Here is a 16,818-nt window from a genome sequence, read left to right on the forward strand (position 1 = left end):
CCTCGGCAGGGGTGCTGGGATGGCTGATGAGTGCCGGCGAGGGAGGGGGTGTGCCGTCCCGAGCGGGGCCGCCATCGCCGGCGCCCCCGCCAAAGTTATGTGGGGCGCCGTCGGTGGTTGCGTTTCCATTGGGTGGTTCTGGGTGTGCGGAATTCGGGGGTGCCGTCTCGTGGGTTCAGACGGCATTGGAGGTGTCCGGTGTGGATTTGTCGGTGATGTTCGGCGCAGATGGGGATGGCGTCTTTGAGGTTGGTGGTTCCGCCGTCTGCCCAGGTCTCGTCTCCGTGGTGCGCTTCGCACTCCGTCGCGGCTATGCCCGTGGTGCGACGGCTCCATTCCGGGTGGGCGATCGCAGTCCGGGGTTGCGGCGCAGCCGCCGTCGCGGTTGGCGATCGCGATCCGCTGATATCGGGTGAAGAGGCGTTCTTCGCGTCCGAGGTCGAGGGGAACCGATTCGCCAGCGAAGACTTGCGGGAGTAACTTCGCATCGCATGCCAGCCGGCGGGTCTGTCCGGGCGAGAGGCGGGTGCCGTCGGTGGTGATGGTGCCGGGGGCGGCGTCCTCGATGCGCTGTTGGAGGTCGGTGAGGTTCATGTTGACGGTGACGAGGACGTTGTTTCCGCCGTGGTTCGGGAGCCGGTCGGTGGGGACGCGTTCGATCAGTTCACAGAATCCCTGTCCGACCCGGGTGGTGTAGTCGTCGATCTCGCGTCCGAGCATGGACGCGCGGCGGGGTGAGGCGTAGGCGTCGAGCACGGTCTTGAGCATGGCTGCCTGCGCGTCGGGGATGGTGAACCGGCCACTGGTGGTGCCGTCCCCGTTCGCCCACATGGACAGTCTCGTCTGTTCCCAGGCGTGCTGTTCCCGTTCGACCAGGAGTTCGGATTCGTGGCGGTCGACGGTGGTCTTGTCGGCCCATTGGTCGGCGATCCGGTCCGCCCGGGCGCGCAGGTCCTTGGGCGTGTACCGGCGGGCGTCGGCGATCAGGGCCTGTTCGGCCAGGGTGCGTTGTTCGGGTGTGGTGTTGGTGGGGAGGTTGTTGAGTCCGTCGGTGATGATCCGGGCCTGATTCAACGTCAGATCACCGGAAGAGAGTGCTTGGGCGGTGAGCGACTCCTCGGGCACTTCGCGGGCAACACCGAGCAACCGGTTTCCGGCGGTGCGGTCGTTGCCCAGATCCCTGCCGAGCAGGTCCCCGGTCGAGGCGGCGCCGTGGCGGCGGGCGAGGCGGCTGTCGTGGATCACCCTGGCCGCACGGACAGCCAACGCGTCGAGTCGGTTCTTGACCCGACCGACCGCGGCACTCAACTGTTGCGCGTCGGCGGGGGCGAGCCCGGCGCGGACGAGGGGGTCGAGTCGGTCGATCACCGCAGCCAACGCGGCAAGCTCGGCACCCAGTGGTGTGGGTTCGTTGAGTACTGCGGCCATCTCTGTTCACCCCCGATTAAGAAACCTATCGGTGATCGAACTGGTGTTCGATCTGGTTCCTACTTTAGAGGAGTCCGCTGACACTTTCTGCCGTCATCCACACCCACCCCAAACGGGTCCCGTGGGTGATCGGGGCGTGGTAGAAAAGTGATGCTGAACCCGGTGAACGCCGGATGTTTGCCCAGGTCAGCAAGTGTGCTCCCCGCACGAGCGGGGATGATCCACGACGAAAACGCCCCTCACCCAGACCGGGGTGGTGCTCCCCGCACGAGCGGGGATGATCCTTCCCGATCCACGCACCAGGCGGTTTCCGAAGAGTGCTCCCCGCACGAGCGGGGATGATCCCGAGACCGCCGACCTGGGCCCCGAGAATCACTTGTGCTCCCCGCACGAGCGGGGATGATCCCTAGAAGCTGCTGAGCGGCTCGGGGTCAGCCTCAGTGCTCCCCGCACGAGCGGGGATGATCCGCCGACATGGGTGGCGGCGTCCTCGCCGACAGCGTGCTCCCCGCACGAGCGGGGATGATCCCCCGCCGCGCACTTTTTTTCCCTCCCCCGCGGTGTGCTCCCCGCACGAGCGGGGATGATCCGGTTCTCCCCAGCCTATCCCCGCCCTCTTCCATGTGCTCCCCGCACGAGCGGGGATGATCCCGACGGCATCACCCGCGAGCGTCATGCCGAGGTGTGCTCCCCGCACGAGGGGGGATGATCCTGTCAGGTCGCACCAGATCACCCGCTCGGGGATGTGCTCCCCGCACGAGCGGGGATGATCCGGGACGGATACGGTCGATCAGCCACGATGCGAAGTGCTCCCCGCACGAGCGGGGATGATCCCTGGAAGGCCACGGTCGGCACCGCCATCCACGCGTGCTCCCCGCACGAGCGGGGATGATCCCGACAAACTGATCCACAACCTGAACAAGCTCCCGTGCTCCCCGCGCGAGCGGGATGATCCCGTGGCCGCGAGGGACGCGCTGGCGACCGAGTTGTGCTCCCCGCACGAGCGGGGATGATCCCGGGTGGACCAGACTGTCGGTCGAGCGATCTACGTGCTCCCCGCACGAGCGGGGATGATTCCAAGACCGCCCATCGTGCAGCTCTTCGCCCTCGAGTGCTCCCCGTACGAGCGGGGATGATCCGGACGAGAACGGCGCTGTCGTCGGACGGGAGACGTGCTCCCCGTACGAGCGGGGATGATCCCTCGCCGGACTTCTTCTCGACCTGTTCTGTGCGGTGCTCCCCGTACGAGCGGGGATGATCCCTGCTGGCACGCGAGCTTGGCGTCACTGCCGAGGTGCTCCCCGTACGAGCGGGGATGATCCGGCGGCGGTCGGGACGTGACGTGACTTTCCGTACGCGAGAGGTGGGTTATCACGTACCTATCCCGGTCACGTGCGTGATAGCTCGCCGCCCGGCGTGAATCCGGTGCCCGTTGCCACGTGGTAGTCGTGATCGGACACTAGGGTGGCGACATGACCGCAGGCACTCTGGGAACCAGTGGGATCGACGTCAGCGTCGTGGGGCTCGGCTGCAATGCCTTCGGCGCCCGCATCGACGCCGAGCGCACTCAGCAGGTGGTCGACGCCTGTTTCGAGCACGGTGTGACTTTCTTCGACACGGCCGATGTCTATGGCCGGGGGCAGAGCGAGGAGCTGCTCGGCCGCGCCTTAGGTAACCGTCGCGACGAGGTGATCGTCGCGACCAAGTTCGGCATGGACCTGCAGGGCCTGAACGGTGACGACGGGGGATCACGCGGCCGCCCGGACTATGTCCGGAGGGCGTGTGAGGCCAGTCTTCGACGACTCGGCACGGAGGTGATCGACCTCTACCAGTTGCACACTCCCGACCCCTCGACGCCCATCGAGGACACGCTGGGGGCTCTCGACGAGTTGGTGCGCGAGGGAAAGGTGCGGGCGATCGGCTGCTCGAATTTCCAGGCGTGGCAGCTGGTCGACGCGCACTGGGTGTCGCGGATCCGGGATCTCGCATCGTTCGCCACGGCTCAGAACGAGTATTCGCTCTACAACCGTACTGCCGAAGTCGAGCTCACACCCGCCTGCGCGGAGCTGGGTGTGGGGTTATTGCCTTATTTCCCGCTCGCCTACGGACTGTTGACCGGGAAGTACCGTCGCGACAGCCCGCCCGAGGAGGGCACGCGGCTGGCCGAGGAGAACCAGCGTCGTCGCTACGATGCCGCGGACTGGGACACGATCGAGGCGCTCCAGCGATTCGCCGATGCGCGGGGGATCTCGCTGCTCGATGTCGCGATCGGCGGTCTGGCCGCGCAACCGCAGGTGGCGAGCGTGATCGCCGGTGCAACCCGGCCCGAGCAGATCGCGGCCAATGTGAAGGCCGGCCGGTGGGTGCCGAGCGATGCCGATCGTGAGGAGCTCGACCAGATTGGCCGGCCCCGGCACAGCTACACCACCTTTGCCCCCTGACCACCCGACGCTCCCACGCCAGGGACCGATGGCGAGGCGTTCAGGCGGCCATAACCACCGCGACGCATCATCGTCGCTGCGTCAGGTGCGAGGTAGTGCGCCGGGTTGGGAAGCGCCTCACGGCGCGTGGCCGCTCGTAGCGGCTAATGTTGGGACCCGGGGCTTGCCGCAACCCGGCGCAGTGACCAGCGTATCGGCCATGGGGTCATGATCAAGGGCGGCGGGCGTGGCCCCATCGCACGCGATCCTCTCGAGGTCTACTGCAGAGTGCCTGCGCGCTCGAGCTCGGCCGCGCGGCGCAGATCGCGCGCGGTCTCCACCAAGCGGGCTCCGCTGAGCACGTCGCCGTCCTCGCACTGACCGCGCCCCACGCCCACGATATGCGCGAAGGCGGCTGCCCGGTCGAGCGTGATGTCCAGGTGCTCGCCGACGATGCCGCGTACGACGATGTCGACCAGCCGGACGACCTCCTCGGGGCCCGGCGGATCCACAACCCCGGCCAGCACCTCCTGGACCGGTGCGTAGGTCTTGCCGATCGCGAACTCGTGTGCCGCCCGTACCGGCTCGCGGTGGACCCACGTGCGCAGCACATAGAGCCGCCAGAGCGCACCGGCGAGGGAGTCCGGGGAGGCTAGCGCCCACAGCTCGGCGATCACGCCCAGGCCCTCGGAGTCGGCGAGGTGGAGGACCCGTTCGACCAGGTCGACATCCTCGTGATCGCGGGGGCCGCGTACGAGAAGGTGTGCCACCCGGTGCCCCGCCGCGGTGACCTCGGCGGGATCGGGACGATCATCGGCTTGCGCCTCGAACAGACCGGCGCCCGGCAGCGCCGGCTTATCGAAGTCCGCCATCGAAGTCCTCCCTTCGGCAGGGGGACGACATTAGCGAACCGGTCAAGACGGGGATGGTACGCCGCGACTCCGCGCCGATGTCGACGCCGGGCGGGGCGTCGAGAGAGGGCCGCGTGCCGAGAGCCACCCGGACAGCCTAGTGGCTCGTCACCGGGTCATGGCGGCAGCGATAGGCGCGGCGACGATGCCGACCTGCCACGAGCGCGCTCCCTGCTCCAAGAGAGCATCGCCGACGGACACCGAGTCGATGCGCGCGGGCGGGTCCCAAGCGAGTTGACGGATGAGTCCGGGAGAGATGAGGTTCTCGCTGGGCAGATCGTGCTGCTCGGCGAGCTCGGTCACGACCGGCTTGGCTTTGGCGAGGCGTTCGGCGGCCTCGGGTCGCTTCTCGGGCCAGGCGCGCGGCGGAGGAGGACCGTCGTGACGTTGCGAGCTCGTCGGCAGGTCCTTCTCGTCGAGGGCGAGGGCCTCCTCGACGGCCGCGTGCCAGTCGTCGAAGAAGCGACGGGGACCGCGACCGCGCATGGCACGCGTCTCACGCAGTGCCGTGCGCGAGGCGGGGGCCTCTGCCGCGATCTCCAGGATCGCTGAGTCAGGCAGGATGCGTCCGGGGGTGACATCGCGGGCCGCGGCGATGCGGTCACGGGCATACCAGAGGGAGCGGACGATGGCGAGCGAGCGGCGGCCTCGGGCCTTGTGCAGACCCGAGGTGCGGCGCCAGGGCTCACTGCGCTCGGGGGGACCGGTGAAGCTCAGCAGCGCCTCGAACTCCTCCTGGGCCCAGCCGGCTTTGCCGGTGCGTTCGAGGTCGGCCTCGACCATCGTGCGCAGCTCGACCAGGACTTCGACGTCCAGGGCGGCGTACTCGAGCCACGGCTCGGGCAACGGGCGCGTGGACCAGTCGGCCGCGGAGAACTCCTTGGCGAGGCTCATCTGCAGGTAGTGCTCGACGAGACCGGCGAGGCCCACCCGCGGCAGGTTGAGCAGCCGCCCGGCCAGCTCGGTGTCGAAGAGCGAGGAGGGGCGCAGCCCCACCTCGGCGAGACAGGGGAGGTCCTGGGTGGCGGCGTGCAGGATCCACTGCGCATCGCCGAAGGCCTCGTCGAGGGAGGTCAGGTCGTCGAAGGCGATCGGATCGACCAGGAAGGTGCCGGCCCCCTCGCGGCGGATCTGCACGAGATAGGCCCGCTGCGAGTACCGGTAGCCGGAGGCGCGCTCGGCATCGAGGGCGACCGGTCCGTAGGCCAGAGACAGCTCGGCCACGGCCCGGGCGAGCTCATTATCGTCATCGATCACGTGACCGAGAGGCTCACGCAGACCCAACCGCGGGAGAGCCGGCTCGGGCACGGTCTCAGGGACATCGTCGGTCACCCGTGAGACCCCCGTCGGTCATGGGCGGTACGGCGCAGCGGGATCACACCCGGTGTCAGCGGCGGGAGACCGGCGAGCTCAGCCAGCAGATGCATCCAGGCCTGGGCGTGACATCCGGTATCGGTATCGGTATCGGGAGACCAGGAGGCGCGCACCTCGACCTGCGCCGAGCTGCCGTCCTCGGCCATCTGACCGAAGCTGTCGGTGCGCACGACGGTGACGCTGCCGCTCGCCGCGTGGTATCCGGCCCCCTCGGCGTCGAGGGCATCGGTCAGCCAGCTCCATCCGACCTCGGTCAGCACTGGATCCGAGGCCATCTCCGGCTCGATATCGGCCTTGGCGAAGGTTACACAGCGAAAGCTGCCCTCCCACGCCTCATGGCCGGCCGGGTCGTACAGGCAGATGAAGCGGCCGGTGGCGACATCCTCCCCGGCGACCGCGAGATCACCGCTGATCGCATGGGCATAGGGCGCGATGCGCTGCGGTGGAGGCATCACGTGGATGGTCAGCTCCGGGCGGGCATCGACGCGCATGATCTGCTCGACCGCCCGCGTGAATGCTGCGGGCGTGCCGTCGACGTCGGTTCGCGCAGCCACACCGGTGATCCTAGGTGGAAAGAGGTCGACCTGGGGTCTTCGACACGCGGCGACACCTGACAGACTCGATACCGTGACCACCTCGATGCCCGCCAGCCCTTTCCTGCAAGCCTGTCGGGGCGAGCGTCCCGACCACACGCCCGTGTGGTTCATGCGTCAAGCCGGCCGCTCGCTGCCGGAGTATCGCGCGGTCCGTGCCGAGGTGCCGATGCTCGAATCCTGCTTCCGCACCGATCTGGTCGTGGAGATCACGATGCAGCCGGTACGCCGTTACGGTGTCGACGCCGCGATCTTCTTCTCCGACATCGTGGTTCCGCTCAAGGCGATCGGGGTGGATCTGGACATCGTGCCCGGTACCGGTCCGGTGGTCGCCGAGCCCATCCGTTCAGCCGAACAGCTCACCGCGTTGCGCGACCTGGAGCCCGACGATGTCAGCACGATCACCGCCGCGGTCGAGGCGCTCGTGGACGAGCTCGGACCGACCCCGCTCATCGGCTTCGCCGGCGCCCCCTTCACATTGGCCTCCTATCTCATCGAGGGCGGCCCCTCGCGCGATCACCGTCGCACCAAGCAGCTCATGTACAGCGACCCCGAGCTCTGGCACGCGCTTCTCGGACGCATCGCGCGGATCGGCGGGCAGTTCCTGCGCCTGCAGGTGCAGCACGGTGCTCGTGCGATCCAGCTCTTCGACTCGTGGGCAGGAACGCTGTCGCTGGAGGAGTACCGGACCTTCGTCCAGCCTCACTCGGCCGCGGTGCTCGCGGACGTCGCCGATCTCGGCGTGCCCCGTATCCACTTCGGAGTCGGCACGGGCGAGCTGCTCGGCGCGATGGGTGAGGCGGGTGCCGATGTCGTCGGCGTCGACTGGCGGGTGCCGCTGGACGTGGCGACACGACGCATCGGACCGGAACGCGCGGTGCAGGGCAATCTCGATCCCACCGTGGTCTTCGCGCCGACCGAGGTCGTGCATGAGCGTGCGGCGCGGGTTATCGAGGCCGGCACGGCCGCGCCGGGGCACATCTTCAATCTGGGGCACGGGGTCCTCCCCGACACCGACCCGGATGCGCTCGCGCGGCTGGTCGACTTCGTGCACGAGTACCCGGTCGGCTGATGCGTGTAGCGGTCGTCGGTGCCGGGATCGCGGGGCTGGCCTGTGCCCATGCGCTGCGTGAGGCAGGTATCGAGGTCGTGGTCTGGGAGACCGGCGACCGGGTGGGCGGCAAGCTGCGCCTCGAGGAGGTCGGGGGTCTGGTCCTGGACCAGGGCGCCGAGTCGATGCTGGCTCGTCGGACCGAAGGCCTGGAGCTCGTCGAGTGCCTCGGCCTCGGCGGCCGAGTGGTCCACCCCGAGCCGGCGCCCGCGACGCTGTGGACCCGCGGAGCATTGCGGCCGATGCCGCCGACCGTGATGGGGATTCCGTCGGATCTCGAGGCTCTGGAGGCGTCTGGGGTCCTGGAGGGGACCGTCGAGCGTCGGGATGTCCCGGTGCCCGAGGATGACGTGTCGGTGGCCGACTTCGTGACCCAGCGAGCCGGACGCGAGGTCGTCGACCGGCTGGTGGAGCCTCTCCTCGGCGGCGTCTACGCGGGGCACGCCGATCGGCTGTCCTTGAAGGCCACGGCTCCCATGATCGGCGCCCTCGGCTCGGACCCGATCGGTGCGGCGATCGAACGCCGTGCCGGGCAGCTCGCCGCCGGGCCGGCGGCGCCGGTGCTCGTCGGACTGGACGGCGGTATGGGGAATCTGCCGAAGGCGCTCGCCCGCGATCTCGACATCCGGCTGAACTCCACCGTCCGAGGAGTGCGGCGCGAGAACGACGGGGGCTGGACGCTGGTGGTCGGCCCGACGACCCGCGCCGTGCGAGAGCGGTGCGATGCGCTGGTGCTGGCGGTTCCCGCCCCGGCGGCGTCGCGGCTGCTCGGCGATATCGCGCCGGCCGCGTCCTTCGCTCTCGCCGGCATCGACTACGCCTCGATGGCGCTGGTCACGCTCGTGCTCGACGGCGCCGAGCTGCCCGAGGGCTCGGGCTTTCTCGTGCCCCCGGTCGACGGACGCTCGATCAAGGCGGCGACCTTCGCGACCAATAAGTGGGCATGGCTGGCCAGGGAGGCAGGCGGAGCGAGTGTCGTGCGGGCCTCTCTGGGACGCGCGGGCGATGCCACGGCATTGCAGCGCTCCGATGAGGAGCTCGTGGGGCTCGCGCTCAGCGATCTCGGATCTGCGCTCGCTGGTGCCGGCACCCTGGGCACCGTGACAGCCTCCCGCGTGCAGAGATGGGGCGGAGGGCTGCCTCAGTACGACATCGGCCATCAGGACCTGGTGGCCCGGATCAAGGCCGATATCGCCTCGGTGCCCGGGCTGGCCGTCTGCGGAGCGGCCTACGACGGCGTGGGCATCCCGGCCGTCATCGCCTCTGCCCGCCAGGCTGCGCGCGCCATCACGACGGAAGGGACAATGGACATATGAACGAGCGGAGCGAGCGAACAGTATGAGCGTGCCGAATCAGGGGAAGCTGGCCAAGGAGATCAACGAGACGATCCGTTACACCATGTGGTCGGTCTTCCGACTCGATCGTCCGCTGGGCTCTGGCGATCGCACGTCGGAGGCCGCGGAGGTCGACGACTTGGTGGCACGGCTCGCCGAGGGCGATGTCGTGGTGCGAGGCACCTATGACGTCAGCGGCATGCGCGCCGACGCCGATCTGATGATCTGGTGGCACGCGTCAACGGCCGAGGCCTTGCAGGCGGCCTACAACGCCTTCCGGCGTACCGCGCTCGGCTCGCGGATGGTCCCAGTGTGGTCGCAGACGGCTCTGCACCGGCCGGCCGAGTTCAACCGCTCGCACATCCCGGCTTTCATGGCCGAGGAGGAGGTCCGCGACTGGGTCTGCGTCTACCCCTTCGTGCGCTCCTATGAGTGGTACCTGCTGCCGGAGGACGAGCGCCGCGACATGCTGCGCGAGCACGGCATGCAGGCGCGGCCGTACCCGGATGTGCGCGCCAACACGGTGGCGTCCTTCGCGCTGGGGGACTACGAGTGGATGCTGGCCTTCGAAGCCGATGAGCTGCACCGCATCGTCGATCTGATGCGCGAGCTCCGCTCAAGCCGGGCGCGTCGCCATGTGCGGGAGGAGACCCCCTTCTACACGGGACGCAAGCGCAGTTGGGCCGAGCTCACCGATCTCTGGCCCTGATCCTCGTGTCGTTCGGCCTCCGTGGTCGAGTAGCCCGGGTGGGCGGTGAGTTACACACCCCTCGGTCCCAGGTCCGGTGGGTTGCGCACGTCTCAAGCGCGGTGAGAGGTGCCTATTCCACCGCCCGGGCGCCCGAGCACGGCTGACCGGCCTCAGTCGGCCTGGAGGTCCAGGGCGATGCCGTTGATGCAGTAGCGCTGGTCGGTGGGGGTGTCGTAGCCCTCGCCGCCGAAGACGTGGCCGAGGTGCGATCCGCAGTTCGCGCAGCGGACCTCGGTGCGCAGCATCCCCATCGAACGGTCCTCGATGTACTCGACACGGTCCTCGGCGAGGGGGGCGTAGAAGGCGGGCCAGCCGCAGTGGGCGTCGAACTTGGTCTCGCTGCGGAACAGCTCATTCCCGCAGGCCCGGCAGCGGTAGACGCCCACGGTCGGATCGGTCTCATAGGAGCTGGAGAAGGGGCGCTCGGTGCCGCCCTGGCGCAGTACGTGGAACTCGGCCGCGCTGAGCTCCTGGCGCCACTGGTCGTCGGACTTCGCGACCTGGTAGTCGCGGCTCGCATCGGGTGCGGACATGGGAATCAGATCTCCGTCTGTGCTTCGAAGGGCAGATGTTCGAGCAGGTGCAAGGTGGGGACATCGAGGGAACGCCGGGCACGCGAGGTCCAGTCCAGCTTGAGGAACTCGCGCACGAGGTGCGGCTCGGTGAGGATGATGACCTCGTCGGCCGAGGTCTCCGTCACCAGCTCCTTGAGAGCGTCGATCGGATCGAGATCGGTGAGGCGGGCGGTCACCTGCTGGTCGCGCTCACGCAGTAGTCGGGCGCTTTCCTCGAGTTCAGCCTCGCCGGCCTGGCGGAGTTCTTGATCGACGACGGCCATGGTGTCCGGCTCGGTCATCGGCACGAACTGTCCGCCGCCGAGGGCGCTCATCGACGACCCGAGGACCGCCGCCGAGCCCTCGATGGGCAGGAGGAGGTGATAGGTGACCTCGTCATCGACGCCCTCCTGCAGAGACACGATCTGATTCGCATCCAGTTCGATCAGCTGACGTTCGATCAACAGCACCACGTTGTACATGTACCGATCCTAGTCGGCGGTGGTCGTCTCCTGCTCACGAGCGCGGAAGTGCCCCGGCTCCAGCAACAGTGAGGCGAGGACACCACCGACCAGCGACCAGAACGGTGCGGAGATGTTGAACACCGTGATACCGCTCATCGCGATGATGAGGGCGAAGAATGCTCCCAGCTGGAAGCGCGGCGCCGAGAAGCTCTCCTGGAAGGACCGCACGAGGACACCGATCATCGCCAGACCGGCCACCGTGGCGATCAGCTCGGCCGGCAGGATGGTCACCAGCGCCACCGTGACCCCGGCGAAGATGCCGAACAGACCGAAGAGCACGCCGTTGACCACTGAGGCCGCATAGCGTCCGGCCGGGTCTTCCCCCGCCTGGTCCGAGGAGCAGATCGCGGTCATCGGACCGGCGATGTTGGCGTTGTGACCGCCGAAGATCGGGGCGATCAGACCGCCGATACCGCTGATGATCGTCATCATGTTGAACGGCGGATCGTACCGCTCCGCCATGAGGACGCCCATGGCCTGGGCGTTCTCGGCCCCGATGACCAGCAAGGCGAGGGGCACGGCCACCGCCAGCATGGCGCCGATATCGAAGGCGGGCATGATCAACACCGGTGCGCTGAGTCCGATCCCGCCCTCGAGGCTCCCGAAGTCGCCCAGGAATGCTGCGACGAGCACCCCAAGGGCCAGCGCGCCGAGCACACCGGGCACGCGGGGGAGGAAACGGCTCAGGACCACATAGCCGACCAGCGCCGCTCCGACGACCGCAGGTGCGGCGATCGCAGAGTCGATGATGTCGATGCCGAAGCGGATCAGGGCGCCGGCGATCATCGCCATGACGATGGGGAAGGGGATCGAGTCGGCCAGTTTGCGCACCAGACCGCTCATGCCGATCACCAGGACGATGAGGCCGGCCATGAGGAAGGCCCCCACCATCTCGGCGAAGCTGAAATTCGGCAGGGCCGCGGCCACCAGTGCCGCCCCGGGGATCGAGTAGGCGCCGTTGATGGGCTGTTGATAGTAGAGTGCCATCACGATGGAGATCAGCCCGCCGAAGACGTAGATCCCGAAGATCCACGAGGCGATGATCTCGGCGCTGAGGCCGGCGGCGCTCGCCCCGCCGATGACGATCAGCGCCGGGCCGGTGCAACCGAAGATCGTGGCGATGACGCCCGCACCGATCGTCGCGAGATTGAGATGACCCGGTAGATCACGCAGACCGGTGCGGAAGCCGGGCCCGCGCTCGATGAGAGGCTGCTTCGTCGTCGGCTGGGCATCGCCGTGGCTGTCAGATGTGGTCATGATTGCTCATCTCTGTCGACGACCCTGGTGCTGGGCCGGGGTGGTTCAGGTGGTGACGGGGGACTCGGCCGCGGGGCCGGTCATGGCGGGCGCGTCGTATTCGCCCGCGACGAGCTTGCGGCGCAGGATCTTGCCCACCGGGGACTTGGGGATCGCCCCGATGACGATGACCCGCTTGGGACGCTTGTAGGGCGAGAGCGGGGCCTCGGTCCTGATCCAGTCCGTGACGCGATCGGTCAGGGCCGCGGGGTCCTCGTCCTCGCGGGACGGGACGATGAAGGCGGTGACAGCCTGTCCCCACTTCTCGTCCGGGAGGCCTACGACGCTGACCTCCGCGATATCGGGATGACGGGCGAGGATGTCCTCGACCTCGACCGGATGCACGTTCTCACCGCCGGTGAGGATCATGTCGTCGACCCGGCCCTCAACCCATAGGTCACCGTCCTCATCGACTCGACCGATATCGCCGGTGTGGTACCAGCCGTGACGGATCGACTTCGCATCCGCATCAGGTCGCTGCCAGTAGCCGGAGAAGGCCTCGTCGGAGCACAGGTCCACGGCGATCTCGCCTTCCTGGCCTGGGGGCAGCGGCTCATGGACCTCATCGCTCGCCGGGTCGACGACACGCCACCTGCCGAACACGCCGGGACGGCCGGCCGAGCCTGGCTTGGCCGCGGCGTCGTCGGCGATCGAGAAGGTATAGACCTCGCTGGAGCCGTAGTGGTTGATGAACACCTCGGGCCGGAGCCGGTCGACCAGCTGCTCGCACAAGGAGGACGTCATCGGCGCCCCGGCGAAGGCCAGCTTGCGGACGCTGCGTGCCACGCGATCCATGTCGCCACCGCCGTTGACGATGGACCAGAAGGCCGTGGGCACCAGATACAGGGCCGTCACCGACTCCTGTTCGATGAGATCGACCGCCTCATCGGGACGGAACACCGGCTGGACGACGAAGGTCCCACCGACGACGATCATCGACAACAGCGAGCGCAGGCCCATGGTGTGGTACATCGGCATGGCGCCCAGCGTGACCTCGCCCGGCTGGTAGCGGGCCTGGATGACATGTGCGACGGAGGCGGCATGCTCGTTGCGCTGGGTACGGGGGACGCCTTTGGGCCGTCCGGTGGTCCCGCTGGTGTAGAGCATCACGCTGTGGTCACCGGGGCCGACCTTGATACCGGGGGAGGAGATGTCCGCGGCGGCGACCGACTCCTCGAAGTCGAGGCTGCCCGCGATGTCGCAGGCGCCGACGGTGAGTACCACCGGCCGGATCGCGGCCTCCGCGAGCACGCGTCGGGCCAGCTCCGCCGCCACCGTGTCCACGACGACCACCTTCGGTGCCGAGTCCGTCAGGCAGTGCGACAGCTCGGACTCGCCCAGCCGGATGTTGTAGGGCGTGGACATGACACCGAGCTTCTGGAGCGCCAGATGGGTCGAGGCCATCTCCTCGCTGTTGGATAGGAAGAGTCCCACTCGGTCGCCGCGCTCCACACCGAGCGAGGTCATCAGGTTCGCGATCTGATCGGTTCGTCGGTCGAGCTCCCGATAGGTCAGCCGTCGCTGGCCGGCGAAGGCGACCCGTTCAGGGAAGCGTTCGGCCGTCCAGGTGAGGGTCGTGCCGAGGTCCATGATCAGTTCCTTCCAGTGATCCGGCGCACGAGCGCCTTGATCCGGGATCGAATGAGGGTGAACACGATAGAGAGAGCGCTGGCGGGGGCTGCCTCGACGGGAGCCTCGCCGCGGGACGCGGCATCGATATTGGCCGCGAACTGGTGGAACATGTCCGTGCTGACGTCGTTGACGAGACCGCGTCCGAATTGAGCGATGCGGCCCACCATGTGCAACTCGGCGACCGCGCGCAGGTCGGTGCCGCCGTCCCGCCGCGACTCCGCGGTGAGGTCGACGACCGCGGCCACGTCCCCGGAGGAGGCGTCGGCGGCCTGGCCGATGACCTTCACCCGATGCGTCGCATCGTCGCGTTCGAGGATCTTGACGTCGCCGAGGAAGGCGAGCCGCACGGGACCCAGGCTGACGCGCATGCGGCCCTTGTACTGGTCGTCGCCGAAATCGGCGATGATCTCGGCTCCCGGCAGACAGGTCGCCAGCGCCTCGGTGTCCTCGATGATCTCCCAGATGGCGTCGATGGGAGCCTCGGCGTGGGTGTCGACGGTGACCACCGCCGTCGGCTCGCCGGAGGGCACGGCGATCTCGGCGGGTCCGGATGCCGCCTCGGCCGCCTCCAGCGTCGCGGGTGTGCCGGCGCCGCCCAAGGTCGCCCGTGGGAGCCGGGGCTCGGCATGGCCGCAGTTCCTGGGACCCGGCACGCCCTGCGGATACCGATCCGCGACATCGGCGACCGCGTCGACGATATTGCGGTAACCGGTGCAGCGGCACAGCACACCGGAGAGCCGGTCGGGGAGCTCCGCCGCCTCGATACCGGGTTCGGAACTGAGCAGGTCGTAGGCGCTCATGATCTGCCCCGGCGTACAGAAGCCGCACTGCAGCGCGTGATGGGCACCGAAGGACTCCTGGAGCGGGTGGAGATCGGTCGGCGTGCCCATGCCCTCGACCGTCACCACCTCCGAGCCGTCCACCTGGCAGGCCAGGATCAGACAGGAGCGTGCTGCGTCGCCGTCGACCATGACGGTGCACAGACCGCAGACTCCGTGCTCACAGCCGAGGTGTGTGCCCGTGAGGCCCAGGTGATCGCGCAGGGCGTCCGCCAGCGTGACCCGGGGTGCGACGTGCACGGTGGCGGGGCGGCCGTTGACGGTGAGGTCGACCCGGAGCAGCTCATCGGCCTCGCACCGTGTGACCGCGGTGTCCGCGTCCTCACGTCGCCGTCGCCAGCGGTCGACGACCGAGGCAGCCTGATCGAGGAGCAGGGTCATCGGGATTCTCCTTTCCTGCTGTCGCGGAAGGCGGCGACGAGTTCGCGGCCGCCCAGCACGCGGACCAGACGACGCCGGTAGCCGGCGCTGGCGTGCTTGTCGCCGCCGGTGGTCACGAGGTCGCGGGCCGCATCGGCGAGAGCCTCGGCTACGGCGGCGGAGGCGCCGTCCTCCTCCGCCGCGCGCAGCGGCTCGGCGACGGTCTCGGTCACATCGAGGAGCCGGGGACGATCTGCCACCCCGAACGCGCCGAGCAGCGCGCGCACGACACGGTCGCCCTCCGTCTGCACCATCGTCGTGATGCCGACGAGAGCGAAATCGCCGTGGCGCCGCGCCATCTCGGCGAAACCGAAGCCCTGTCCGCGGCGAGCCCGGGGTACGGTGACGTGCCGCAGCACCTCGCCGGGTTCCAGGGCGGTGGTCATGGCTCCCCGGAAGAACTCGTCGGCGGGCAGCTCACGATCGCCTCCGGGACCGGTGATCCCGAGCCGTGCGCCGAGAGTCACCATCACGGCGGGCAGCTCGGAGGCCGGGTCGGCGTGGGCGAGCGAGCCGCACACCGTGCCCCGGCTCCGGATCTCCCGGTGCCCGATCCACGGCAATGCCCGGGACAGCAGGGGAACCCGTAGATCGCGGTGCCGTTCCACGGCACGCTGACGAACGGCTGCTCCGATCCGCACCTCGTGCGTGCCGACGTCGATGCTCTGCCAGGCCGGGACCCGTGAGATGTCCACGAGGGTCGGCGGCCGGCCGAGGCGCATCGCCAGCACCGGCATCAGCGACTGACCGCCGGCGATGATCTTGGCCTCTCCCTCCGCGAGGGACAGCTCGGCGAGCACTCCCTCCGGTGAGGTCGGGCGCACGTAGGAGAACGGGGCAGCCTTCATGTCAGCGGTCCCGGAACTGCGGTGTGCGCTTCTCACCGAAGGCGGCCACGCCCTCGGCGAAGTCCTCGGTGGCCCGCAGCATCGAGTAGGCCTTGCGCTCCAGCTCCACTCCCGTCGCGAGCGGGCCGTCGACACCACGGTCGAGCACTTCCTTGGCGGTGCGCAGTGAGACCGCCGAGAAGCCCAGCAGCGTGGACACCACGCGATCCACCTCGCTCTCCAGCCCCTCGCGGTCCTCCGGGGCGCTGGCGACGAGACCCCAGTCGAAGGCCTGCTGCGCGCTGAAGCGTTCACCGGTGAGGATGTGGTACTTGGCGCGCGAGAGGCCGATCAGCCGCGAGAGCCGCTGGGTGCCGCCGGACCCCGGCATCATGCCCAGCTTCATCTCCGGCAGAGCGAAGGAGGAGCGTTGGGTGGCCAGGCGGATATCGGTGGAGAGGACGAGCTCGAGGCCCACGCCGAAGCAGTAGCCGTCGATCGCGGAGATCACGGGTTTCTGCGAGCGCGAGGCCGCGGTGATGTCGTGGCCGAGATCGGTGAGGTCGAAGGGGGCGACCTCCATGAAACCAGCGATATCGCCGCCGGACGTGAAGTGCTCGCCGTCGCCGCGGATCACGACGACGCGGATGTCCCGGTCGGCGTCGATCTCGGCGAAGCGCTCGGCCATCAGGGCGCGCATCTCCATCGTCACGACATTGAGCCGTCCGTGGTCGAGCGTCAGATTGGCCACGCGCCCGTCGTGGCTGCGCTCGAAATGGATGGTGCCTCCGGTGGTGGGCATGC

Annotated in this window: 15 protein-coding genes and 1 CRISPR repeat array; of the genes, 4 read left to right on the forward strand and 11 right to left on the reverse strand. The window is 68.7% G+C overall.

The window, feature by feature from the left end:
- The coding region (locus BHE97_RS09265; protein WP_087623758.1) for a DUF222 domain-containing protein at positions 1–1,428 on the reverse strand (1,428 nt) is incomplete at its 3' end.
- 195 nt (positions 1,429–1,623) lie between these two features.
- Positions 1,624–2,750: direct repeats of the CRISPR family, unit length 28 nt; unit sequence GTGCTCCCCGCACGAGCGGGGATGATCC.
- Positions 2,751–2,900: 150 nt separating this feature from the next.
- Between BHE97_RS09265 and BHE97_RS09270 the strand changes: the two genes are divergently transcribed.
- Entirely contained in the window at positions 2,901–3,869 is a 969-nt protein-coding gene (locus BHE97_RS09270) for an aldo/keto reductase (protein ID WP_087623759.1), read from the forward strand.
- 257 nt (positions 3,870–4,126) lie between these two features.
- Here the strand turns inward: BHE97_RS09270 and BHE97_RS09275 are convergent, their stop codons facing one another.
- From BHE97_RS09275 to BHE97_RS09285, 3 genes are all read right to left on the reverse strand, one after another.
- Positions 4,127–4,720: a hypothetical protein gene (locus tag BHE97_RS09275; RefSeq protein ID WP_087623760.1), complete on the reverse strand. Its 594-nt coding sequence runs from the start codon at positions 4,718–4,720 to the stop codon at positions 4,127–4,129.
- A gap of 147 nt (positions 4,721–4,867) precedes the next feature.
- Positions 4,868–6,091 carry an HRDC domain-containing protein gene (locus tag BHE97_RS09280; protein ID WP_087623761.1) on the reverse strand — a complete coding sequence of 408 codons (1,224 nt, stop codon included), beginning with the start codon at positions 6,089–6,091 and terminating at the stop codon, positions 4,868–4,870.
- A complete protein-coding gene (locus tag BHE97_RS09285; RefSeq protein WP_087623762.1) occupies positions 6,088–6,687 on the reverse strand; it encodes a DUF3000 domain-containing protein in 600 nt (199 codons plus the stop codon). Before BHE97_RS09285 ends, BHE97_RS09280 begins: the two co-directional genes overlap by 4 nt.
- Before the next feature lie 85 nt (positions 6,688–6,772).
- Here BHE97_RS09285 and hemE point away from each other — a divergent pair, with 85 nt between their 5' ends.
- From hemE to hemQ, 3 genes are read left to right on the forward strand one after another with little or no spacing between them, the layout of a single operon-like run.
- Positions 6,773–7,798 (forward strand): uroporphyrinogen decarboxylase, encoded by a 1,026-nt coding sequence (gene hemE / locus BHE97_RS09290; protein WP_087623881.1) that lies wholly within the window; start codon positions 6,773–6,775, stop codon positions 7,796–7,798.
- Positions 7,798–9,153 (forward strand): protoporphyrinogen oxidase, encoded by a 1,356-nt coding sequence (hemG, locus tag BHE97_RS09295; RefSeq protein ID WP_087623763.1) that lies wholly within the window; start codon positions 7,798–7,800, stop codon positions 9,151–9,153. The genes hemE and hemG overlap by 1 nt, the downstream gene beginning before the upstream one ends.
- A gap of 22 nt (positions 9,154–9,175) precedes the next feature.
- Positions 9,176–9,880, forward strand: coding sequence for a hydrogen peroxide-dependent heme synthase (hemQ, locus tag BHE97_RS09300; protein ID WP_087623764.1), 705 nt, complete (start codon positions 9,176–9,178; stop codon positions 9,878–9,880).
- Between the two features lie 152 nt (positions 9,881–10,032).
- Here hemQ and msrB read toward each other — a convergent pair whose 3' ends face one another.
- The 7 genes from msrB to BHE97_RS09335 are packed head-to-tail and all read right to left on the reverse strand — an operon-like array spanning position 10,033 to position 16,816.
- Complete coding sequence (gene msrB, locus BHE97_RS09305) at positions 10,033–10,455, reverse strand: peptide-methionine (R)-S-oxide reductase MsrB (RefSeq protein WP_087623765.1); 423 nt, start codon at positions 10,453–10,455, stop codon at positions 10,033–10,035.
- Between the two features lie 5 nt (positions 10,456–10,460).
- Positions 10,461–10,958: a hypothetical protein gene (locus tag BHE97_RS09310; RefSeq protein WP_087623766.1), complete on the reverse strand. Its 498-nt coding sequence runs from the start codon at positions 10,956–10,958 to the stop codon at positions 10,461–10,463.
- 9 nt (positions 10,959–10,967) lie between these two features.
- Entirely contained in the window at positions 10,968–12,257 is a 1,290-nt protein-coding gene (locus tag BHE97_RS09315) for a benzoate/H(+) symporter BenE family transporter (RefSeq protein WP_087623767.1), read from the reverse strand.
- 45 nt (positions 12,258–12,302) lie between these two features.
- Positions 12,303–13,886, reverse strand: a complete 1,584-nt coding sequence (locus tag BHE97_RS09320; protein WP_087623768.1) for a class I adenylate-forming enzyme family protein — start codon at positions 13,884–13,886, stop codon at positions 12,303–12,305.
- Between the two features lie 2 nt (positions 13,887–13,888).
- On the reverse strand, positions 13,889–15,148 hold the full coding sequence (locus BHE97_RS09325; protein WP_087623769.1) for a 2Fe-2S iron-sulfur cluster-binding protein: 1,260 nt from the start codon (positions 15,146–15,148) through the stop codon (positions 13,889–13,891).
- Entirely contained in the window at positions 15,145–16,035 is an 891-nt protein-coding gene (locus BHE97_RS09330) for an FAD binding domain-containing protein (protein WP_087623770.1), read from the reverse strand. Before BHE97_RS09330 ends, BHE97_RS09325 begins: the two co-directional genes overlap by 4 nt.
- A 1-nt stretch (position 16,036) precedes the next feature.
- Positions 16,037–16,816, reverse strand: a complete 780-nt coding sequence (locus BHE97_RS09335; protein WP_087623771.1) for an enoyl-CoA hydratase/isomerase family protein — start codon at positions 16,814–16,816, stop codon at positions 16,037–16,039.
- Positions 16,817–16,818: the final 2 nt, after the last annotated feature.

The organism is Aeromicrobium sp. PE09-221, assembly GCF_002174305.1.
GTDB lineage: Bacteria > Actinomycetota > Actinomycetes > Propionibacteriales > Nocardioidaceae > Aeromicrobium.